Source organism: Citrobacter sp. HN-141 (genome assembly GCF_033341895.1).
Taxonomy (GTDB): domain Bacteria; phylum Pseudomonadota; class Gammaproteobacteria; order Enterobacterales; family Enterobacteriaceae; genus Citrobacter.
In genome coordinates this window covers 21,918-43,013 of sequence record NZ_JAWPBF010000005.1, presented here as the reverse complement: position 1 = coordinate 43,013, position 21,096 = coordinate 21,918, and the positions used below count along the sequence as shown (strand labels likewise).

The 21,096-nt window shown below is 52.6% G+C and carries 18 protein-coding genes; 14 read left to right on the top strand and 4 right to left on the bottom strand.

The features are described 5' to 3' along the window. Nucleotide 1: 1 nt before the first annotated feature. Nucleotides 2–1,153, top strand: coding sequence for an acyl-CoA dehydrogenase (locus RYZ59_RS07720; RefSeq protein WP_040233722.1), 1,152 nt, complete (start codon nt 2–4; stop codon nt 1,151–1,153). 54 nt (nt 1,154–1,207) lie between these two features. On the opposite strand, the gene RYZ59_RS07715 is transcribed toward RYZ59_RS07720, so the two are convergent. After that, nucleotides 1,208–2,098: an AraC family transcriptional regulator gene (locus RYZ59_RS07715; protein ID WP_202038797.1), complete on the bottom strand. Its 891-nt coding sequence runs from the start codon at nt 2,096–2,098 to the stop codon at nt 1,208–1,210. A gap of 509 nt (nt 2,099–2,607) precedes the next feature. Between RYZ59_RS07715 and RYZ59_RS07710 the strand changes: the two genes are divergently transcribed. The 5 genes from RYZ59_RS07710 (at nt 2,608) to fadK (ending at nt 7,693) form a co-directional block, all read left to right on the top strand. After that, nucleotides 2,608–3,372, top strand: coding sequence for an electron transfer flavoprotein (locus RYZ59_RS07710; RefSeq protein ID WP_318045934.1), 765 nt, complete (start codon nt 2,608–2,610; stop codon nt 3,370–3,372). Between the two features lie 21 nt (nt 3,373–3,393). Next, nucleotides 3,394–4,329, top strand: coding sequence for an electron transfer flavoprotein subunit alpha (locus tag RYZ59_RS07705; protein WP_318045932.1), 936 nt, complete (start codon nt 3,394–3,396; stop codon nt 4,327–4,329). A gap of 57 nt (nt 4,330–4,386) precedes the next feature. Next, entirely contained in the window at nt 4,387–5,676 is a 1,290-nt protein-coding gene (locus RYZ59_RS07700) for an FAD-dependent oxidoreductase (protein ID WP_318045931.1), read from the top strand. Then, nucleotides 5,673–5,966, top strand: a complete 294-nt coding sequence (locus RYZ59_RS07695; RefSeq protein ID WP_318045930.1) for a ferredoxin family protein — start codon at nt 5,673–5,675, stop codon at nt 5,964–5,966. The genes RYZ59_RS07700 and RYZ59_RS07695 overlap by 4 nt, the downstream gene beginning before the upstream one ends. Nucleotides 5,967–6,046: 80 nt before the next feature. After that, a complete protein-coding gene (gene fadK, locus RYZ59_RS07690; protein WP_318045929.1) occupies nt 6,047–7,693 on the top strand; it encodes a medium-chain fatty-acid--CoA ligase in 1,647 nt (548 codons plus the stop codon). A 93-nt stretch (nt 7,694–7,786) separates the two neighbouring features. Here the strand turns inward: fadK and ppsA are convergent, their stop codons facing one another. After that, a complete protein-coding gene (ppsA, locus tag RYZ59_RS07685) occupies nt 7,787–10,165 on the bottom strand; it encodes a phosphoenolpyruvate synthase (RefSeq protein WP_318045928.1) in 2,379 nt (792 codons plus the stop codon). A gap of 329 nt (nt 10,166–10,494) precedes the next feature. Here ppsA and ppsR point away from each other — a divergent pair, with 329 nt between their 5' ends. The 8 genes from ppsR (at nt 10,495) to RYZ59_RS07645 (ending at nt 18,615) form a co-directional block, all read left to right on the top strand. Continuing rightward, nucleotides 10,495–11,328 carry a posphoenolpyruvate synthetase regulatory kinase/phosphorylase PpsR gene (gene ppsR, locus RYZ59_RS07680; protein WP_137383349.1) on the top strand — a complete coding sequence of 278 codons (834 nt, stop codon included), beginning with the start codon at nt 10,495–10,497 and terminating at the stop codon, nt 11,326–11,328. A 126-nt stretch (nt 11,329–11,454) separates the two neighbouring features. After that, nucleotides 11,455–12,501, top strand: a complete 1,047-nt coding sequence (aroH, locus tag RYZ59_RS07675) for a 3-deoxy-7-phosphoheptulonate synthase AroH (protein WP_318045926.1) — start codon at nt 11,455–11,457, stop codon at nt 12,499–12,501. 209 nt (nt 12,502–12,710) lie between these two features. Continuing rightward, nucleotides 12,711–12,899: a hemin uptake protein HemP gene (gene hemP, locus RYZ59_RS07670; protein WP_318045924.1), complete on the top strand. Its 189-nt coding sequence runs from the start codon at nt 12,711–12,713 to the stop codon at nt 12,897–12,899. A gap of 72 nt (nt 12,900–12,971) precedes the next feature. Further along, nucleotides 12,972–14,957, top strand: coding sequence for a TonB-dependent hemoglobin/transferrin/lactoferrin family receptor (locus RYZ59_RS07665; RefSeq protein WP_318045922.1), 1,986 nt, complete (start codon nt 12,972–12,974; stop codon nt 14,955–14,957). A 47-nt stretch (nt 14,958–15,004) separates the two neighbouring features. Then, nucleotides 15,005–16,033, top strand: a complete 1,029-nt coding sequence (gene chuS / locus RYZ59_RS07660; RefSeq protein WP_318045921.1) for a hematinate-forming heme oxygenase ChuS — start codon at nt 15,005–15,007, stop codon at nt 16,031–16,033. Beyond that, nucleotides 16,030–16,851, top strand: coding sequence for a hemin ABC transporter substrate-binding protein (locus RYZ59_RS07655; RefSeq protein ID WP_318045920.1), 822 nt, complete (start codon nt 16,030–16,032; stop codon nt 16,849–16,851). The genes chuS and RYZ59_RS07655 overlap by 4 nt, the downstream gene beginning before the upstream one ends. Next, nucleotides 16,851–17,843, top strand: a complete 993-nt coding sequence (locus RYZ59_RS07650) for an iron ABC transporter permease (protein ID WP_318045918.1) — start codon at nt 16,851–16,853, stop codon at nt 17,841–17,843. The genes RYZ59_RS07655 and RYZ59_RS07650 overlap by 1 nt, the downstream gene beginning before the upstream one ends. Beyond that, complete coding sequence (locus RYZ59_RS07645; protein ID WP_318045917.1) at nt 17,836–18,615, top strand: heme ABC transporter ATP-binding protein; 780 nt, start codon at nt 17,836–17,838, stop codon at nt 18,613–18,615. The genes RYZ59_RS07650 and RYZ59_RS07645 overlap by 8 nt, the downstream gene beginning before the upstream one ends. Here RYZ59_RS07645 and selO read toward each other — a convergent pair. After that, the gene (gene selO / locus RYZ59_RS07640) at nt 18,612–20,054 is read right to left on the bottom strand and encodes a protein adenylyltransferase SelO (RefSeq protein WP_318045915.1); all 1,443 of its coding nucleotides are present in this window, start codon (nt 20,052–20,054) and stop codon (nt 18,612–18,614) included. The genes RYZ59_RS07645 and selO overlap by 4 nt on opposite strands. Nucleotides 20,055–20,118: 64 nt before the next feature. After that, on the bottom strand, nt 20,119–20,829 hold the full coding sequence (locus RYZ59_RS07635) for an EAL domain-containing protein (RefSeq protein WP_318045914.1): 711 nt from the start codon (nt 20,827–20,829) through the stop codon (nt 20,119–20,121). Nucleotides 20,830–21,096 lie beyond the last annotated feature (267 nt).

Genomic DNA, 21,096 nt, shown 5'->3' with positions numbered 1-21,096 from the left:
GATGGACTTTTCATTAACTGAAGAACAAGAGCTGCTGCTTGCCAGCATTCGGGAACTGATCACCAGTAATTTCCCGGAAGAATATTTCCGCACCTGCGATCAAACTTCCACCTACCCTAAAGAATTTATGCGCGCGCTTGCGGATAACGGCATTTCAATGCTGGGCGTGCCGGAAGAGTTCGGTGGTATTCCGGCAGATTACGTCACGCAAATGCTGGCGCTGATGGAAGTCTCAAAATGTGGTGCACCTGCTTTTCTGATCACTAACGGTCAGTGTATCCACAGTATGCGCCGTTTTGGCTCCGCGGAGCAGCTACGTAAAACCGCTGAAAGCACCATGGAGACGGGCGATCCGGCCTATGCGCTGGCGTTAACCGAACCGGGAGCTGGCTCAGATAACAACAGCGCCACCACCAGCTACACCCGCAAAAATGGCAAGGTGTACCTTAACGGGCAAAAAACCTTTATTACCGGTGCCAAAGAGTACCCGTATATGCTTGTCCTGGCTCGCGATCCCGAGCCGAAAGATCCGAAGAAAGCCTTTACCCTGTGGTGGGTGGATTCGAAGAAACCCGGCATCAAAGTTAATCCGCTGCATAAAATCGGCTGGCACATGTTAAGTACTTGCGAAGTCTATCTTGATGACGTTGAAGTAGACGAAAGTGATATGGTCGGCGAAGAGGGTATGGGCTTCCTCAACGTGATGTACAACTTCGAAATGGAGCGATTGATCAACGCCGCACGCAGCACCGGCTTTGCCGAATGCGCTTTCGAAGATGCCGCACGTTACGCCAACCAGCGTATCGCCTTTGGTAAACCGATTGGCCACAACCAGATGATCCAGGAAAAACTGGCGCTGATGGCGGTTAAAATCGAAAACATGCGCAATATGGTATTGAAAGTCGCCTGGCAGGCCGATCAGGAACAATCACTGCGTACCAGTGCGGCGCTGGCAAAACTGTACTGCGCCCGCACAGCGATGGAAGTTATCGACGACGCGATTCAGATAATGGGTGGTCTGGGTTATACCGATGAAGCCCGTGTATCCCGGTTCTGGCGTGATGTGCGCTGCGAACGCATTGGCGGTGGCACCGATGAAATCATGATCTACGTCGCCGGACGCCAGATCCTGAAAGATTATCAAAACAAGTAAGCCGTTCTGTCATCCGGATAGCGGATAAACGCTATCCGGACTTACACCAGAAAATCAGACTTCCGGCTGCAGGCATTCCTGCTCAGTCAGATTATTTTTAAACTGTTTACGATAATCGCTGGGAGTACAGCCTACGTGTCGCTGAAAGAGTTTGGCAAAGTGATCAACATTTTCATATCCTACCCGCCACGAGATTTCCGCTAACGACGCTTCCGTATTCGTCAGCGAAAATTTTGCCTCCGTCATCCGCCGTTGAATAACATAATTAATCGGCGAAATACGATACTCTTTAGTGAATTCGTGACAGATATAACTCACACTGGCGCGAAACTTTTTAGACAACTGTTCAAGCGTGATTTTTTCGCGAAAGTTGTTATTCAAATACACCAGAACATCTTTAATTAACACGTCTTTTTTAATATACCCCTGCTCCGAACGATAAGCATTTTTAAAGTTTTCGTAATACAAGACGGTTAATGCGTAGGCAAAGGCATCATAAGCAGAGGATGACAGATTATTTTTACACTGCGGTATCATAATACTCAGTTCGTTAAAAATACTCTTAATAACCTCCTGTCCCTGGCCGACGCTGATGACCGGACACGAATGTAACTGCAACAACTGGTTATCCTGCCAACCATTGAAACGAAAACCGTACAGTGCACAGGTGTAGGTCGTGGCAGGTGCGCTGCTATCCGAGGCGACGGCATGTAACCGTCCTTGTTCTATCACCACAATATCCCCGGCGTGAGCAACATACAGGGAAGAATCAATGATTAAGCGCGCAACGCCTTTTTTGACATAGATAAGCTCTGTTTCATTGTCATGAACATGGTGGCCCGACTCCCAGTTAGGATCATCACTGATGACGAATCGCGAAAATCTGGGGGTCTTCCCCTGCTCAAAAAGGGTTTCCATGGCATTATCAAAACATCGTTGATACATGACAGCCTCCACCTTTAGATGATAAATATGCGGAAAATTAATAGTGTTAAATGAAAACGATTAATCACGTTATACAACGATATTCTACCCAAGCGAAACAAAATTATTTGCGTCGTCTGCAAGATGACACTTCTTGCTCAAGAACGCTGTTAGCGGGCGTTATTTACGTTTTATACTAATTGAATAGAATAAATGTTATTAATTCAACATTAACGATTTACATATCAGAAACAAATGCGGGTAGATATCGCGTAAAAATAGGATGTATTTCTCAATTACACCCTCATTTACTGTTGTCACGGTGTAATCTTGCGTACACAATCTTTACTCCTCGCTTAGAAACCCCGCATCGCCGTTGCACATTTTTCTGCAAGATTGTTGGGAATGAAAACAGATTTCCCCGTCGAAAACAGGCCCCACTCTGCCGCACACTATTTTCAGTCAAATTTTCCCTACTGCCGATAATGACGCGCACCGTCATCATCCGAACGTGACTCACTGGAGATGCCATGAAAATAATAATCTGCTTTAAGTTGGTGCCTGAAGAACAGGACATTGTTGTTACCCCAGAGCGCTCGCTTAACTTTGATCGGGCCGATGCCAAAATCAGTCAATTTGATCTGAACGCGATTGAAGCCGCCACACAACTTACCGCTGAAGGCGATGAGATTGTCGCCTTAACGGTGGGTGGCTCCTTGCTGCAAAATTCTAAAGTACGTAAAGACGTGCTGTCCCGCGGTCCGGATAGCCTGTTTATGGTGCAGGACCCACAGTTGGAGCACGCGCTGCCGCGCGATACCGCCCAGGCACTGGCTTGTGCGGCTAAAAACATTGAATGCGATCTGATGCTGTTCGGGGAAGGGTCCGGCGATGTCTACGCACAACAGGTCGGTTTGCTGGTGGGTGAGCTCCTACAGCTTCCTGTGATTAACGCGGTAAGCCACATCCAACGTAACGGCGACCGCATTGTGGTTGAACGTACACTGGAAGACGAAGTTGAAGTGATTGAACTGCCGCTCCCCGCCGTGCTGTGCGTAACCTCAGATATCAATACACCGCGGATTCCGTCAATGAAAGCCATTCTTGGTGCCGGCAAAAAAACCGTCACCCCCTGGCAGGCCAGCGATATTGGCTGGACGCCAGCATCACCGCTGGCGGAACTAGTCAGCCTTAGCGTTCCACCGCAGACAGAACGTAAGCACATCATTCTGGAAAATGACTCAGCAGAAGCCATTGCCGAACTGGCCGAACATCTGAAAAAAGCCCTGAACTAAGCCCAACGGAGAACAATCATCATGAGTAAATTAGCCAACGTATGGGTGTTTAGCGATAACGTAGAACGCTATGCGGAATTAATAACCGGCGCCCGCCAGTGGGGCGAGCAGGTACACCTTATTGTGCAGGGCAACGAGCAGGCCGATCAGGTTAAAGCACTGGGTGCCGATGACATCATCGTGCTCGAACACGCCAGTGGACTGCAGCGTGTTGAAAACTACGCCGAGACTGTCGCCGCCTTACTGCAAACGCACACCGGCCTGTTGCTGATGCCTGCGTCTAAACGCGCAAAATCACTGGGCGCGCGGTTAAGCATTCAACTCAATGCGGCGATGGTAAACGACGCCACATCGGTCACTCTCGATGCAGGTGCGCTGTTTGCAGAACACCGTATGTATGGCGGTCTGGCCTTCGGTAAAGAAAAACTGAATAGCGCGCTGGCGATTATCACACTTGCCCCAGGCATGTTTGAACCCGGAGAAGCCAATCCTGCGCATACCTGCCCTGTCGTCTCTGCTCCTTATATCACGCCGCTTCATGAGATTGTTTGCCAGGAACGTCGAGCCAAATCCCTCAGCAGCGTGGATCTCAGCAAAGCCAAACGCGTGGTTGGCGTCGGTCGTGGCCTGGTTGCCGAGAGCGATCTGCAGATGGTACGCAATCTTGCCGCCGTTCTGGGTGCCGAAGTGGGTTGTTCGCGCCCTATTGCCGAAGGTGAAAACTGGATGGAGCGCGAGCGCTATATTGGCGTTTCCGGCGTGCTGTTGAAATCAGATTTGTACCTGACTCTGGGCATCTCAGGACAAATTCAACATATGGTCGGCGGGAACGGCGCGAAGATCATAGTCGCCATCAATAAAGATAAAAAAGCCCCGATCTTCAACTACGCCGATTACGGTCTGGTTGGTGACATTTACAAAGTCGTCCCGGCCCTTATCGAACAGCTCAGTCGCTAACTGCCACATTTAACGCACATATCCCGCTGCACTCGCGGCGGGAAAGGAGCAAAGAACATGTCAGATGAAAAATTTGATGCCATTGTGGTCGGTGCTGGCGTGGCGGGTGCGGTAGCGGGTTACGTGATGGCCCAGGCCGGGCTGGACGTGCTGGTTATTGAGCGCGGAAACAGTGCTGGCAGCAAAAACATGACCGGAGGACGACTCTACACGCATAGCCTGGAGCACATTATGCCCGGCTTTGCAGAGGAGGCCCCTGTCGAACGGAAAGTGACCCGCGAAAGAATCTCTTTCCTTACCGAAGAAAGTGCTGTCACCCTCGATTTCCATCGTGAAAAAGACAATAGCCCAGCGCAGGACTCCTATACCGTATTGCGCAACAGACTCGATCCCTGGTTGATGGAAAAAGCCGAACAGGCCGGGGCTCAGTTTATTCCGGGCGTTCGCGTCGATTCCCTGATCCGGGAAGGCAACAAAGTCACTGGCGTGCAGGCGGGTGACGATATCCTGGAAGCCAATATCGTTATCCTTGCTGATGGCGTCAATTCCATGCTGGGCCGTTCATTGGGAATGGTACCGCCCTCTTCGGCGCATCATTATGCCGTTGGCGTGAAAGAACTGATCGGCCTGCCGCCAGCAGTCATCGCAGATCGTTTTAATCTATCAGGAAATGAAGGTGCCGCCTGGTTGTTTGCCGGTTCGCCATCTAACGGCCTGATGGGCGGAGGTTTCCTGTACACCAACAAAGACTCCGTCTCTCTGGGGCTGGTATGTGGTCTGGGCGATATCGAGCATGCGACAAAAAGCATTCCGCAAATGCTGGAAGATTTTAAACAGCACCCCACTATTCGCCCACTGATCGCCGGCGGTGAATTGCTGGAGTATTCCGCGCACATGGTGCCGGAAGGCGGCCTGGCGATGGTACCAAAGCTGGTGGATGACGGGGTGATGATCGTCGGCGACGCCGCCGGTTTTTGTCTGAATCTGGGCTACACCGTGCGCGGCATGGATTTGGCGATCGCTTCAGCAGAGGCGGCAGCCAAAACCGCCATTGCCGCGAAAGAACGTCAGGATTTCTCCGCCAACAGCCTGATGGACTACAAACGCGCCCTTGAACAGGGGTGCGTGATGCGTGATTTACAGCATTTCCGTAAGATCCCCGCGCTAATGGAAAACCCCCGTCTGTTTACCCAATATCCGCGCATGGTGGCCGATATCATGAGCGATATGTTCACCGTTGATGGCCGCCCGACCCCGCCCATTCGCAAGACTATTTTGTCCCACGCGAAGCAGATTGGGCTGATGAACCTACTGAAAGACGGCATCAAGGGAGCAACCGCGCTATGAGTCAGGACAACACCGTAAATGTTGACGTCAAACTGGGCGTTAACAAATTCAATGTCGATGAAGGGCATCCGCACATCATTCTTGCCGAGCATCCTGACATGAGAGAATTTCGCAAACTGCTGAAAGCCTGTCCTGCAGGACTGTATAAGCAGGACGAAAGTGGAAATATCCATTTTGATTCCGCAGGCTGCCTGGAATGTGGTACCTGCCGGGTTCTGTGCGGTTCCACTATCCTCGATCAATGGGAATACCCGGCTGGGACATTTGGTGTGGATTTCCGTTACGGCTAACACGTATCGCCTGTTGTACGCCGGATACAGACATCTGTCATCCGGCAGGACGTGTACCGAAATTATCCAGGGAAAAACTCATGAGTGTCACATTAACGTTTAATGCCGAACGTCGGGAAGCTTATCGACAACAAGGATTTTGGGGGGATGCATCGCTGGGTGATTACTGGAGCCAAACTGCTCAGGCGATGCCGGATAAAATCGCGGTGGTCGATAACCACGGCGATTCATACACCTACGCCGCGCTCGACAGTGCGGCCAGCCGTCTGGCGACCTGGTTGTTAGCCTGCGGGGTCCAGCCGGGTGACCGCGTCGCCTTTCAATTGCCCGGCTGGTGTGAATTCACCCTTATCTATCTGGCCTGTCTGAAAACCGGGGTGGTTTCCGTACCACTACTTCCTGCCTGGCGCGAAGCCGAACTGGTATGGGTACTGAACAAATGCAAGGCAAAGATTTTTTTCGCTCCTACGCTGTTTAAACAAACCCGGCCGGTGGATCTGATCCTGCCCTTGCAAAACCAGCTACCACATCTGCAACAGATTGTTGCCGTCGATAAGCTGGCACCCGCGACAGACTCACTGGCACTCAGCCAGCTTCTTTTATCACCCCCCTTAACTCAGCCAGTCAACGTGCATGCCGATGAGCTGGCTGCAGTGCTGTTTACCTCCGGAACAGAGGGGATGCCCAAAGGGGTAATGCTGACCCACAACAACATCCTGGCCAGTGAACGCGCCTATTGTGCCCGTCTTAATCTCACCTGGCTGGACGTATTTTTGATGCCTGCGCCACTCGGCCATGCTACCGGTTTTTTACATGGCGTGACCGCACCGTTTTTAATTGGCGCACGCAGCGTACTGCTGGATATTTTTACTCCCGCAGCTTGTCTCGAATTGCTGGAACAACAGCGCTGTACTTGCGTACTCGGCGCTACACCGTTCGTCTATGACATGCTGTGTAGCGTGGAAAAACATCCCTACGATCTCTCGTCGTTACGCTTTTTCTTATGCGGCGGCACTACCATTCCGAAAAAAATAGCCCGAGATTGTCAGCAGCTCGGCATTAAACTTTTAAGCGTCTATGGCTCAACAGAAAGCTCGCCGCACGCGGTGGTCAATCTGGATGATTCGCTTTCCCGCCAGATGAACACCGACGGATATGCCGCTGCCGGCGTGGAAATTAAAGTCGTCGATAAGGCACGTAACACGTTGCCTGCGGGGATGGAAGGAGAAGAGGCATCCCGCGGACCCAATGTTTTTATGGGCTACCTTGATGAACCTGAACTGACCGCCCGGGCACTGGATAATGACGGCTGGTATTACAGCGGCGATTTGTGCCGAATGGACGATGCCGGATACATCAAAATCACCGGGCGTAAGAAAGATATTATTGTGCGCGGTGGAGAAAATATCAGTAGCCGCGAGGTCGAGGATATTTTGTTGCAGCATCCGCGTATTCATGATGCCTGCGTTGTGGCAATGCCGGATGAGCGTTTAGGCGAACGATCGTGTGCGTATGTGGTACTAAAACCTCCGCACCATTCGCTGTCGCTGGAGTCTGTCGTGGCCTTTTTTAGCCGTAAACGGGTAGCTAAATACAAGTACCCGGAGCACATCGTGGTTGTCGAGAGGTTACCGCGCACGGCGTCTGGCAAGATCCAAAAATTTCAGCTACGTCAGGATATTATTCAGCGCTTAAGCATGGAGAACATAGAGAGCGTTGCAGGGTAAAGTGCCGGATGGCGATGCGAACACGTCTTACCCGGCCTACGTTGACTACCCATCGTAGGCCGGTAGGCGTTTACGCCACCATCCGGCATTAAGTTACTTGTTCAGTTCAGCCAGACTCAGCCAGGTCTGCACAACGGTGTCCGGGTTGAGCGACAGGCTGTCGATCCCTTCTTCCATCAACCAGGCCGCGAAGTCTTCGTGGTCAGATGGGCCCTGGCCACAAATACCAACGTATTTGCCCTGTTTCTTAGCGGCACGAATCGCCATCGACAACAGTGCTTTCACCGCATCATTACGCTCATCAAACAGCTCAGAAACCACGCCAGAGTCACGGTCCAGACCCAGCGCCAGCTGTGTCATGTCGTTAGACCCGATAGAGAAGCCGTCGAAGTATTCGAGGAACTGTTCAGCCAGCAAGGCGTTGGATGGGATCTCACACATCATGATGATCTTCAGTCCATTCTCGCCGCGCTTCAGCCCCTGACGTGCCAGCTCTTCCACGACCGCTTTCGCCTGGGCAACGGTACGAACAAACGGTACCATTACTTCCACGTTAGTCAGCCCCATGTCGTTACGGACACGTTTTACGGCATCACATTCCAGCGCAAAACAGTCACGGAAGCTATCCGCAACATAACGACCAGCGCCACGGAAGCCCAACATCGGGTTCTCTTCATGCGGTTCATAACGCTCACCGCCGACCAGGTTGGCATATTCGTTGGACTTAAAGTCCGACATGCGCACGATGACGCGTTTCGGATAAAACGCCGCGCCCAGCGTCGCGATCCCTTCAGTCAGGCGACCTACGTAGAACTCGCGTGGTGAATCAAACCCTTTCATCATTGCGCGGATTTCGTTTTGCAGTTCCGGCGTTTGATCATCGAATTCCAGCAGTGCACGTGGGTGCACGCCAATCATACGGTTGATAATAAATTCGAGACGCGCCAGGCCGACACCTTCGTTTGGCAGACAAGCGAAGTCAAAAGCGCGGTCGGGGTTACCGACGTTCATCATCACTTTCAACGGCAGATCCGGCATGGTTTCCACGCTGGAGCTCTTCACGCTGAAGTCCAGCATGTCGGCATACACGTAGCCGGTGTCGCCTTCCGCACAGGAGACAGTGACTTTCTCGCCGTCTTTCATGCGTTCGGTCGCATCGCCACAGCCAACAACCGCCGGAATTCCCAGTTCACGGGCAATAATCGCCGCATGACAGGTACGACCGCCGCGGTTGGTGACGATCGCCGCCGCTTTTTTCATGATCGGTTCCCAGTCCGGGTCGGTCATGTCGGTAACCAGCACATCACCTGGCTCGATACGGTTCATTTCGCTGATGTCATGAATGACTTTTACCGGACCAGCACCGATGCGGTGACCGATGGCGCGACCTTCAGCAATAATTTTACCCTGAGCATGCAGCGTATAACGTTCCATCACCTGGCCGCGAGAACGTACGGTTTCCGGACGGGCCTGTACAATGAACAGCTTACCGGTATGACCGTCTTTAGCCCATTCGATGTCCATCGGACGACCGTAGTGCTTCTCGATTTGCACCGCCTGCTTCGCCAGTTCCTGCACTTCCTCGTTGGTCAGTGAGAAAATATCGCGTTGCGCCTGCGGAACGTCTTCAATGGTAACCTGCTTGCCATGCTCCTGAGTCGGCGCATAAATCATGCGGATTTTTTTCGATCCCATAGTACGACGCACGATGGACGGACGGTTGGCCGCCAGGGTCGGTTTGTGCACGTAGAATTCGTCCGGGTTCACAGCGCCCTGCACCACCATCTCACCCAGTCCCCACGCGGAGGTGATAAACACCACCTGATCGAAGCCGGATTCGGTATCAATGGAGAACATGACGCCGGAAGACGCCAGGTCAGAACGCACCATCCGCTGAACGCCCGCAGACAGCGCTACGCCCCGGTGATCATAGCCCTGATGAACTCGGTAGGAGATTGCGCGGTCGTTAAACAGCGAGGCAAACACGTGTTTGATAGCGACCAGTACCGCATTGAACCCCTGGACGTTAAGGAACGTTTCCTGCTGGCCGGCGAATGACGCATCTGGCATATCTTCTGCGGTAGCGGAGGAACGCACGGCAAAAGAAGCATTGGCATCGTCCGCTGACAGCTGCGCGTAGGCATCGCGGACGGCATTTTCCAGTTCAGGCTGGAAAGGAGTGTCGATAATCCACTGGCGGATCTGTGCACCCGCTTTTGCAAGCTCGGTAACATCGTCGATATCCGTTTTATCCAGCAGCTCATAAATGCGCTGGTTTACGCCGCTTTGGTCCAGAAACTGGTTAAACGCATCGGCGGTCGTTGCAAAACCATTCGGTACGGAAACGCCCATACCGGAAAGGTTAGTAATCATTTCACCCAGGGAGGCATTTTTGCCCCCAACTCTGTCTACATCATTCATGCCGAGTTGGTTATACCAAAGCACCAGCGGTGACGAGCCATTGTTGGACATCGAACAATCCTTATATATGAACGAGGTTAGGAAACTCAATTTTGCGTAATTATCTTGGCATATTTACCTCAGCGAAAAAAACGGTGAATCGTTCAAGCAACTTTATTTTTTATTTTTTCAGATTCTTTCCGCATTTGCGCAAACCCGCGAACAGCACGGGATCACCACAAAATCAGTCGGTATAAACATTTGTTCCGAAAAATGAAATGTACTTTTCATTAAATATAAAAATAGCGTTTCATTTTATAAAATAGATACAGCAATATTCGCTTCTGACGAATTTTAATTTATGCTTTCAGAGAATTATGTCTGCCCCCAGGATGAGCAAAATGGATAATGCTGTTGATCGTCATGTATTTTATATTTCTGATGGCACCGCCATCACCGCAGAGGTATTGGGTCATGCGGTAATGTCGCAATTTCCGGTCACGATCAGCAGCATTACGCTGCCGTTTGTGGAAAATGAGAGTCGTGCTCGTGCGGTTAAAGACCAGATTGACGCCATTTATCAACAAACAGGTGTGCGTCCTCTGGTGTTCTACTCCATCGTGTTGCCGGAAATTCGCTCGATCATTTTACAAAGCGAGGGTTTTTGCCAGGACATCGTCCAGGCACTGGTCGCCCCGCTGCAACACGAGATGAAACTCGACCCCACACCGATAGCACATCGCACGCACGGCCTGAATCCCGGCAACCTCAACAAGTACGATGCGCGTATTGCCGCCATTGATTATACCCTCGCGCACGATGACGGTATCTCGTTGCGCAACCTTGATCAGGCGCAGGTGATCCTGCTTGGCGTTTCCCGCTGCGGCAAAACGCCTACCAGCTTATACCTGGCAATGCAGTTTGGTATCCGGGCCGCTAACTACCCCTTTATTGCCGATGATATGGATAATCTGGTGCTGCCCGCCTCTCTGAAGCCGTTACAACACAAACTGTTTGGTCTGACGATTGACCCTGAACGCCTGACGGCCATCCGCGAAGAACGCCGTGAAAACAGTCGCTACGCCTCACTGCGCCAGTGCCGAATGGAAGTAGCTGAAGTAGAGGCGCTGTACCGGAAAAATCAAATTCCGTGGCTCAACAGTACCAATTATTCAGTAGAAGAGATTGCCACCAAGATCCTCGACATCATGGGGCTGAATCGCCGCATGTACTAGAATGCTAGTGCATTGGTTCGATTTTTTGTTATTATGCTCGCCACCAGGCAGGATGAGTGTGATATTGTGATGTACATCACTTCCCGGTAGTCCTGCCGTTGAAGCAACAAATTTCTGAGATAAGTAATGAACAGAACCGATGAACTCCGTACTGCGCGTATTGACAACCTGGTCACTCCAGCAGAGCTTGCGCAACGGCATCCTGTTTCGTCCTCCGTCGCCCGTCATGTCACGGATTCCCGACGCCGGATAGAAAAAATATTAAATGGTGAAGACGCTCGTTTGCTGGTGATCGTAGGTCCCTGCTCGATTCACGATCTCGATGCCGCCATGGAATACGCCACGCGTCTGCAGGCACTGCGCACTAAACACCAGGCGCGTCTGGAAATCGTGATGCGTACCTATTTTGAAAAACCGCGTACCGTCGTGGGCTGGAAAGGCCTCATTTCCGACCCGGATTTGAATGGCAGCTATCGTGTAAATCATGGTATTGAGCTGGCACGCAAACTGCTGTTACAGGTCAACGAACTGGGTGTCCCGACGGCCACTGAATTCCTCGATATGGTGACAGGTCAGTTTATTGCCGACCTGATCAGTTGGGGCGCCATCGGCGCACGCACCACAGAGAGCCAAATTCACCGTGAAATGGCTTCCGCGCTCTCCTGCCCCGTCGGGTTCAAAAACGGGACAGATGGCAATACACGTATCGCCGTCGATGCTATTCGTGCGTCACGTGCCAGCCACATGTTCCTCTCACCGGATAAAACCGGCCAGATGACTATCTATCAGACCAGCGGTAACCCCTACGGTCATATCATCATGCGCGGTGGTAAAAAACCGAACTACTCTGCCGAAGATATTGCTGCTGCCTGCGATACGCTGCATGAATTCTCTCTGCCGGAGCATCTGGTGGTGGACTTCAGCCATGGCAATTGCCAGAAGCAGCATCGCCGTCAGTTAGAAGTGTGCGATGACGTCTGTCAGCAGATTCGCAATGGTTCGACGGCAATAGCCGGGATCATGGCGGAAAGTTTCTTACACGAAGGTACGCAAAAAATCGTCAGCGGCCAGCCACTGGTTTATGGTCAGTCAATCACCGATCCCTGCCTGAACTGGGAAGATACGGAACTGCTGGTCGAAAAACTTGCCGCGGCGGTAGACAGTCGATTCTAACATCATGCCCGGGTGGCGGTTTCGCCTGACCCGACCTACGGTTCGTGCCCATCCAGGCCCGGTCAGCGTCATGCTACCGGGCTTTTTTAATGCAGCACAATCCCGCAAATTTGATCCCGTCACAATTATTTCACAAAAAGGCTTGATGCAAATTCTCAGTTTATTGATAATGATTATCATTGTTACATTGATTGTTATTTTTAAACACTATGTCACGTATGGATAACACTACAGCAACGCCTGCAAAAGAAAAAACACCGCCTTCTGTCGCGCCTGACGAACGTCGGATTGACAGCAAAAGCCTGCTGGGAAATGAAGGACGAGTGATCATAGAACATGATGGTCAGCACTACCTGCTGCGCCAGACACATGCCGGTAAACTCATTCTGACTAAATAAATACCTATTACGCCAGCCACCCAGGTGATACCCAGGCAGCCAGCGCTTTCGATTTTCTAATGGAGAGTTGCTATGCCACACCTGCACACAACATCGCTGCGCCCATCGCTTTTGGCGCTGGCGATCGTAAGTCACCTTCCCGTCGCCGCCTATGCGGCGGCTGAAGATATGACTGTCACCGCCACCGGCAATGCCCGCAGTGCCTTTGAAGCGCCAATGATGGTCAGCGTGATTGATGCGACCGCGCCGGAAAACCAGACGGCCAGTTCAGCGGCAGATCTGTTACGTAAAGTGCCTGGACTTACCCTTGACGGTACGGGACGAACCAACGGTCAGGACGTCAATCTGCGCGGCTATGACCGCCGCGGAGTGCTGGTGCTGGTAGACGGTGTTCGTCAGGGTACCGACACCGGACACCTGAACAGCACATTTCTTGATCCGGCGCTCATTAAACGTATCGAAGTGGTGCGTGGCCCTTCGGCTCTGCTGTACGGCAGCGGTGCGCTCGGCGGGGTCATCGCCTATGACACAGCAGAGGCTAAAGACTTACTTGAAGTGGGTAAAAACAGCGGTTACCGCGTGTTCGGTACTGCTGCCTCGGGCGATCATAGCCTCGGCATGGGCGCCAGCGCGTTTGGTCGTACCGACACGCTGGACGGTCTGCTCGCGTGGTCAACTCGCGACCGCGGGGACTTACGCCAGAGCGACGGAACCACCGCGCCGAACGATGAAGCGATAAACAATATGCTGGCAAAAGGGAGCTGGAAAATCGACAGCGCCCAGACGCTGGCAGGCTCGCTACGTTATTACAACAATGATGCACGTGAGCCTAAAAACCCACAAACCAGCGCAGCAGATACCAGTAACAACCCGATGACCAATCGCTCAACGATCCAGCGTGATGCACAGTTGACCTACACGCTCGCCCCTGCGGACAATGACTGGCTGAACGCTGATGCTCGCATTTACTGGTCCGAGGCGCGCATTAATGCCCAGAATCCGGATGCGACTAATGAGTTTCGCAAACAAACCACCAAAGGCGGAAAAATTGATAACCGCAGCCGGTTGTTTACCGACTCCTTTGCTTCTCACCTGTTAACTTACGGCGGTGAGTACTATCGCCAGGAACAGCGCCCCGGTGGTGCGACGACCGGTTTCCCTGAGGCAAAAATTGATTTCAGCTCCGGCTGGCTACAGGATGAAATCACCCTGCGGGATCTGCCAGTAACCGTGCTGGGTGGCACACGCTATGACTCATATCGCGGTAGCAGCGATGGTTACGCGGATGTCGATGCCGACAAATGGTCGTCTCGCGCAGGAATGACCGTCACGCCGGCCGACTGGCTGATGCTGTTCGGCTCCTGGGCGCAGGCTTTCCGCGCACCGACAATGGGCGAGATGTACAACGATGCCAAACACTTCTCCATCGGCCGTTTTTACACCAACTATTGGGTACCCAACCCTAACCTGCGCCCGGAAACCAACGAAACGCAGGAGTATGGCTTCGGTTTGCGCTTTGACGATTTGCTGATGGCAAGCGATGCGCTCGAATTTAAAGCCAGCTATTTCGATACCAAAGCGAAAGATTACATCTCCACCAGCGTCAATTTCGCTGCCGCAACCACCATGTCCTATAACGTACCCAATGCCAAAATCTGGGGCTGGGACGTGATGGCGAAGTACTCCGCCGATCTGTTCAGTTTAGACATGGCCTACAACCGTACACGCGGCAAAGATACCGACACGGGTGAATACATTTCCAGCATTAACCCGGATACCGTCACCAGCAAACTGAACATCCCCGTGGCACACAGCGGTTTCTCAGTCGGCTGGATAGGCACGTTTGCGGACCGCTCAACCCATATCAGCAGCAGCTACACCAAACAACCCGGCTATGCGGTAAACGACTTTTACGTGAGCTATCAGGGTCAACAGGCGCTAAAAGGTATGACCACCACGCTGGTTCTGGGTAACGCTTTTGACAAAGCGTACTGGTCTCCGCAAGGCATTCCGCAAGATGGCCGTAACGGCAAAATTTTCGTGAGTTATCAGTGGTAATCCCCCTGCCCCGGCGAGCCGGGGCAGCAATCTGGAAGGAAGAGGCAATGAATCACTACACACGCTGGCTGGAACTGAAAAAAGAATATCCTGGAAAATACGCGCGTGATATCGCAGGGTTGATGAACATTAGCGAAGCTGAACTGACCTTCGCACGCGTCGGTCATGACGCGTGGCGTTTACGCGGCGAGGTGCGCGAGATCCTGGGCGCTCTGGAAGCCGTAGGCGAAACAAAATGTATTTGCCGAAATGAATATGCGGTGCATGAACAAACCGGTGCCTTTACCAACCAGCACCTTAACGGTCATGCCGGGCTGGTACTGAACCCACGCGCCCTCGATTTACGTCTGTTCCTGAACCAGTGGGCCAGCGCCTTCCATATCAGCGAAACCACCGCCCGTGGCGAACGTCAAAGTATCCAATTTTTCGACCATCAGGGTGATGCACTGCTGAAGGTTTATGTCACGGAGAATACCGATATTACCGCATGGGGTTCGCTGCTGACCCGTTTCATCTTCGCAGAAAACCCGCCGCTGAGGCTGCAAACTGTTGAACCCGTCGTGCCCGCCGTTAACGTAGACGCTGCGACAGTGGACAAAGAGTGGCGCGCCATGACCGATGTTCACCAGTTTTTCGGCCTGCTGAAGCGCCATAATCTGACCCGCCAACACGCCTTTAATCTGGTAGGTGACGATCTGGCCTGTAAAGTCAGTAATTGCGCGTTGGCACAGTTACTCGAAACCACGCGACAAGATGGCAACGAAATCATGGTATTTGTGGGTAATCGCGGCTGCGTGCAAATCTTTACCGGCGTGGTAGAAAAACTGGTGCCGATGAAAGGCTGGCTAAATATTTTCAACCCGACCTTTACCCTGCATCTGCTGGAAGAGAGCGTCGCCGAAACGTGGGTGACACGTAAACCAACCGCCGATGGCCACGTGACCAGCCTGGAGTTGTTTGCCGCAGATGGCACGCAAATCGCCCAGCTTTATGGACAGCGTACGGAAGGTGAACCGGAGCAGGCGCAATGGCGAGCGCAGATCGATGCCTTAACGCCAAAAGGACTGGCCGCATGAAAAAACTGCTGGTCCTGATTGCGCTGCTGCCCATCGCAGCGCTGGCTGCTGACGAAGAACGCGTTGTGGCTCTCGGTGGCGATGTCACCGAGATTGTATACGCACTGGGAGCACAGTCTTCCCTTGTGGCGCGAGACAGCACCAGCCAGTGGCCTGAAGCGGCAAACACGCTACCGGATGTTGGTTATTTACGCCAACTCAACGCCGAAGGTATCCTGGCTACCCGCCCTACGCTGGTGCTAGCCAGCGCACAAGCGCAGCCTTCTCTGGCGCTAAAACAGCTTGAGCAGAGCAACGTCAGGGTTGTCACGATCCCTGCCAGTAATACGCTTAGCGTGATTGATGAGAAAGTGAAGGTTATTGCGCAGGCTACACACCAGGAGGCTAAAGGCGAAGCCCTGCGCAACACGTTACGCCAGGAACTCGCGGCATTACCCGCCACGCAGCTTGATAAACGAGTTCTGTTTATTCTCAATCATGGTGGAATGACCGCAATGGCTGCAGGACAGGAAACGGGGGCTGATGCCGCTATTCGCGCAGCCGGCTTGCGTAACGCAATGCAGGGGTTTAGCCGTTACCAGCCGTTATCACAAGAAGGCGTAATAGCCAGTCAGCCCGACCTGGTGGTGATCTCACACGATGGTATTCAGGCCGTTGGTGGTGAAGCTAACCTGTGGGCACTGCCTGGACTTGCGCAAACGCCTGCCGGGCGCAATAAGCAGGTACTGCAGATTGATGATATGGCATTGCTGGGCTTTAGCGTTCGCACGCCACAGGCCATTTTGCAGCTACGCGCCAAAGCGGAGCAATTGCCCTGATGGCCCGACGAATCACCTGCTCGTTATGGACGCTGGCCTTTATGCTGGGTGTAATGACGATACTAGCGACCGGTTTTGGCGCGTTGCGCCTGCCGGTAAGCCTGCTCTGGCAGGACGGAGATGACGCATTGCGTCAAATCTGGCTCACCATTCGGCTACCGCGCGTTCTGCTGGCGCTGGTGATTGGCGGCTCGCTGGCACTGGCAGGTTGCGTCATGCAGGGATTGTTTCGCAACCCGCTTGCCGACCCAGGACTTCTGGGCATTAGCAGCGGTGCGGCCTGCGCCGTCGCCCTGTGGGTGGTGCTGCCGATCTCATTACCTGCGTTACTCATGTTGTATGCGCCAATGATGGCGGCATTCCTCGGTGCACTGGCTGCCACCGTGGTGATTTTTATCCTCAGCCAACAGCGCGACGGTTCGCTATCGCGTCTGTTATTGGTTGGAATTGCCATCAACGCGCTCTGCGGGGCAGCAGTTGGCGTGCTGTCGTGGATCAGCAATGATGCGCAGCTGCGCCAGCTATCACTTTGGGGAATGGGCAGTTTGGGTTCTGCGCAGTGGTCAACACTACTGGCCGTCACCTCGCTAATGCTCCCAACAGTACTGGTTATCTGGCGCCTGGCTGCGGCACTGAACCTGTTACAACTGGGTGAGGAGGAGGCGCATTATCTCGGCGTTGATGTCCGGACGATCCAGCGTATTTTGTTGTTGTGCAGCGCATTACTCGTGGCCGCTGCTGTATCGGTCAGCGGAGTCATTGGGTTCATCGGTTTGGTTGTTCCGCATTTAATGCGTATGTGGCTCGGCTCAGACCATCGGGCCGTGATCCCCGGTTCTGTTCTGGCTGGCGCATTTTTACTACTGATTGCCGATACTCTCGCCCGCACCGCCGTTGCGCCTGCGGAAATGCCCGTTGGTCTGTTGACCAGCATTCTCGGTGCGCCATGGTTTTTATGGCTTATTTTTCGTCAACGAGGCGCGCATGACTGAACATTTTATTGCCCAAGGGCTTCACTATCGCCTTGCTGGTCGCTCAGTTATTGACGACGTAGCGCTCAAACTTGCTAAAGGTGAACTGGTCGCGTTAATCGGGCCGAATGGTGCGGGAAAATCCACCCTGCTACGTCTGTTGACCGGTTTTCTAAAACCGACTGCCGGACACTGTTTGTTGGATGGCAAATCACTGGCTGACTGGAGTACGCAGACGCTGTCGCGCCATCGCGCGGTTATGCGTCAGCAAACGCAGGTAGGTTTTGACTGGCAGACAGAAGCCGTCATCGCGATGGGGCGTGCCCCCTGGTCCCAACATCCCGAGCACGAGCTTATCGCACAGGTAATGGCAATCACCGGCTGCACCCCGTTGGCGGGCAGACAATACGCCGCGCTTTCCGGTGGCGAACAACAACGCGTGCAGCTAGCCCGTGCGCTGGCGCAATTGTGGTGCGACGCTGAACCTCGTGGTTGGTTATTTCTCGACGAACCGACGTCAGCGTTAGATCTTTACCATCAGCAACATCTGCTGAGATTACTAAAAGCACTCACTGCTTCAGGAAAATTGCATGTTTGCATCATCCTTCACGATCTCAATCTGGCAGCTCTGTGGGCTGACCGGATCATACTGCTCCATCAAGGACGCATTGTGTCTCAAGGAGCGCCGGACGCCGTGTTGCAGGCTGATGATCTGATGCGCTGGTACGGTGCCCAGGTTCACGTTGGCCAACACCCGGCCAACGCATCCCCACAGGTTTTTCTCGCACCTTAGCTGGAACAACTCACTTCCAGCCGTTTACCCCAGTCAGGTGGACGGCTGATATAATCATCATCCCGATCGGCAAACGGGGTACGTAACGCAGCGTGTAACCGATGTAGTTCGGTGTAATCACCCTGCTCTGCTTGGCTTATTGCCCGCTGCGCCAGCCAGTTACGTAATACCATCGCCGGATTCGCCGTCTTCATCTGCGCGTGTCTGAGAACATCAGCCACATTGTCTTGTTGCAGGCGCGTGCGGTAACGTGTGAACCAGTCGTCAAATGCCGCACGGTCAATAAACTCATCGCGCAATGGGGACAAGGCGCTGTGTTGTTCCGTTTGGCTGAGCATGCGGAACGTTCGCGTGTAGTCGCTGCCTTCCCGCGCCATCAGGCTAAACAGTTCGCTAAGGATTTCGTTATCGTTTTTCTGCTCGCTAAAGAAACCCAGTTTTTGCCGCATGCGTTGTCCATAGCGGGTGAGCAAGGCCAGTTGATAACCGTCCAGCGCATCATTGAGCACATCAACCGGGATGAATGGCGACAGCGTCTGCGCCAGACGTTGTAGGTTCCACAAAGCCGCAGCAGGCTGATTATCAAAACTATAGCGCCCCTGATGATCGGAGTGGTTACAGATAAAACCTGGCACGTAGTCATCAAGGAAACCGAAGGGACCATAATCCATCGTCAGGCCAAGAATCGACATGTTGTCCGTGTTCATCACCCCATGCGCAAAGCCTACGGCTTGCCAGTCGGCCATTAACGTCGCGGTGCGCGTGACAACATCCGTAAACCACAACTGATACTTATCCGTCTCTTCCTGCCATTGTGGCCAGTAATGACGGATCGCAAAGTCAGCAAGCTGGCGTACTTTTTCCGCTTCACGACGATAATAAAAGTGCTCAAAATGACCGAAACGCATATGGCTTTGCGCCACGCGAATGAGCATCGCGCCTGCTTCAGTGGTCTCTCGCTGCACCGGAGTCTCGCTGGTGACAATCGACAAGGCCCGGGTGGTAGGGATCCCCAGATAATGCATGGCTTCGCTGGCCAGGCTCTCTCTAATCGTCGAGCGCAGCACGGCGCGCCCATCCCCCATGCGGGAATAAGGCGTTAATCCAGCGCCTTTCAGATGCCAGTCAAGGGTTGTGCCATCTGCAAGCAATTGCTCACCCAGCAGAATCCCTCGTCCATCGCCAAGTTGCCCAGCCCAGACACCGAACTGATGCCCGCTGTAGACTTGTGCCAATGGCGACATCCCAGGTAATAGCGATTCCCCCCCCCATACACCTGCCCCATCGGAAACATCAAACAACGCAGCTGGAATACCCAATTGCTCAGCCAGAGCATCGTTATGCCAGATGATGCGCGCATTTCTCAGGGGGGTGGGCGAAAGAGCGGTATAGGTTGCTGGTAATTCATCACGCCAGCGAGTAGTAAAAGACAGGGTCATAGGGCCTCCTGTCTCTAGTGTAGACTGTTAATAGCCTGTTAAACACCAGCAAATAAAAGGGTTATCATTTTACCAGTGAAATAATCTTTGCAGGTGATACCGCCGGCCACAGTCCTCCTTGCATCGCGCTGAATCCCAAAGGCAATACCCGCGCCAGCATCTCCTGTGTATCAATACCGCTAATGATGATTGATTCACAACTGGGGGATAATTGCGCCAGAATAGCCCGCATAAACGGCTCAAACGAAATATGTGTAATCCTTTGTTGAACAAAGTTTTTATCCAGCACAACCCGTTTGAACAGACCATCAAAAATTGCCCGCGTGGATATGCCACCGGCACCGTAGTTTGTCAGTATTAATGGGAATCGCGCAGCCAGAGCCGCCAGTGTGGGATTTTCTTTGCCACTGTTTAACTCCGGATAACTTTCATTAATCGTCAGTTCAATAAATGAAAATCGTTCAACACGTGAAGCATATTCAGCGTCTGATAATAAAGTATTAGCGACCGCTGGCGTTAAATTAATCCAGGCCGGAACTTTGCGTTGAATAAAAAAGTGTTGGCACGTTTCGATTAATTCCAGCTTCTCGGCAAATAAACGGCATTGCTCGTCGTCTGACATCCGGGGCATAACCAGCTCTGTTGGCATGCGTACGTTGCCATCCGGGCTGACAAAGTTTGTAACAATGTCGACGTACTCCAGGTCACCTTTTTCACTTCGTGCAGGAAGAAAAGAGAACTCTGAATGATAAAGATAATCCAGTGAAACAATCATTGTGCCAGCCCCTCTGCATGGGTGTAATCCGGCATCCTGTAGCAAAGGATGGAAAAATACGTTGCTGCTGATACAAATTGAGGCCCTTTCATTTTTCCCTTTTTAGCCAGTAAATCGAATCCTTTTTTTTTAGCTTATCCTGATTATAAACGAATATCCAGCTTTGCACTTTTTAATATCTCGGGATAAATCATATTTTTAGCAAGATACGCTCTTAATGTTCAGGGTTATTGACCGACAAACAGCAGAAGTGAAAGTTGACATTTA

Coding starts and splice junctions, on each gene's coding strand:
- RYZ59_RS07720 (WP_040233722.1), top strand. CDS start 2: ATGGACTTTTCATTAACTGAAGAACAAGAGCTGCTGCTTGCCAGCATT.
- RYZ59_RS07715 (WP_202038797.1), bottom strand. CDS start 2,098: ATGTATCAACGATGTTTTGATAATGCCATGGAAACCCTTTTTGAGCAG.
- RYZ59_RS07710 (WP_318045934.1), top strand. CDS start 2,608: ATGAAAATAATAATCTGCTTTAAGTTGGTGCCTGAAGAACAGGACATT.
- RYZ59_RS07705 (WP_318045932.1), top strand. CDS start 3,394: ATGAGTAAATTAGCCAACGTATGGGTGTTTAGCGATAACGTAGAACGC.
- RYZ59_RS07700 (WP_318045931.1), top strand. CDS start 4,387: ATGTCAGATGAAAAATTTGATGCCATTGTGGTCGGTGCTGGCGTGGCG.
- RYZ59_RS07695 (WP_318045930.1), top strand. CDS start 5,673: ATGAGTCAGGACAACACCGTAAATGTTGACGTCAAACTGGGCGTTAAC.
- fadK (WP_318045929.1), top strand. CDS start 6,047: ATGAGTGTCACATTAACGTTTAATGCCGAACGTCGGGAAGCTTATCGA.
- ppsA (WP_318045928.1), bottom strand. CDS start 10,165: ATGTCCAACAATGGCTCGTCACCGCTGGTGCTTTGGTATAACCAACTC.
- ppsR (WP_137383349.1), top strand. CDS start 10,495: ATGGATAATGCTGTTGATCGTCATGTATTTTATATTTCTGATGGCACC.
- aroH (WP_318045926.1), top strand. CDS start 11,455: ATGAACAGAACCGATGAACTCCGTACTGCGCGTATTGACAACCTGGTC.
- hemP (WP_318045924.1), top strand. CDS start 12,711: ATGTCACGTATGGATAACACTACAGCAACGCCTGCAAAAGAAAAAACA.
- RYZ59_RS07665 (WP_318045922.1), top strand. CDS start 12,972: ATGCCACACCTGCACACAACATCGCTGCGCCCATCGCTTTTGGCGCTG.
- chuS (WP_318045921.1), top strand. CDS start 15,005: ATGAATCACTACACACGCTGGCTGGAACTGAAAAAAGAATATCCTGGA.
- RYZ59_RS07655 (WP_318045920.1), top strand. CDS start 16,030: ATGAAAAAACTGCTGGTCCTGATTGCGCTGCTGCCCATCGCAGCGCTG.
- RYZ59_RS07650 (WP_318045918.1), top strand. CDS start 16,851: ATGGCCCGACGAATCACCTGCTCGTTATGGACGCTGGCCTTTATGCTG.
- RYZ59_RS07645 (WP_318045917.1), top strand. CDS start 17,836: ATGACTGAACATTTTATTGCCCAAGGGCTTCACTATCGCCTTGCTGGT.
- selO (WP_318045915.1), bottom strand. CDS start 20,054: ATGACCCTGTCTTTTACTACTCGCTGGCGTGATGAATTACCAGCAACC.
- RYZ59_RS07635 (WP_318045914.1), bottom strand. CDS start 20,829: ATGATTGTTTCACTGGATTATCTTTATCATTCAGAGTTCTCTTTTCTT.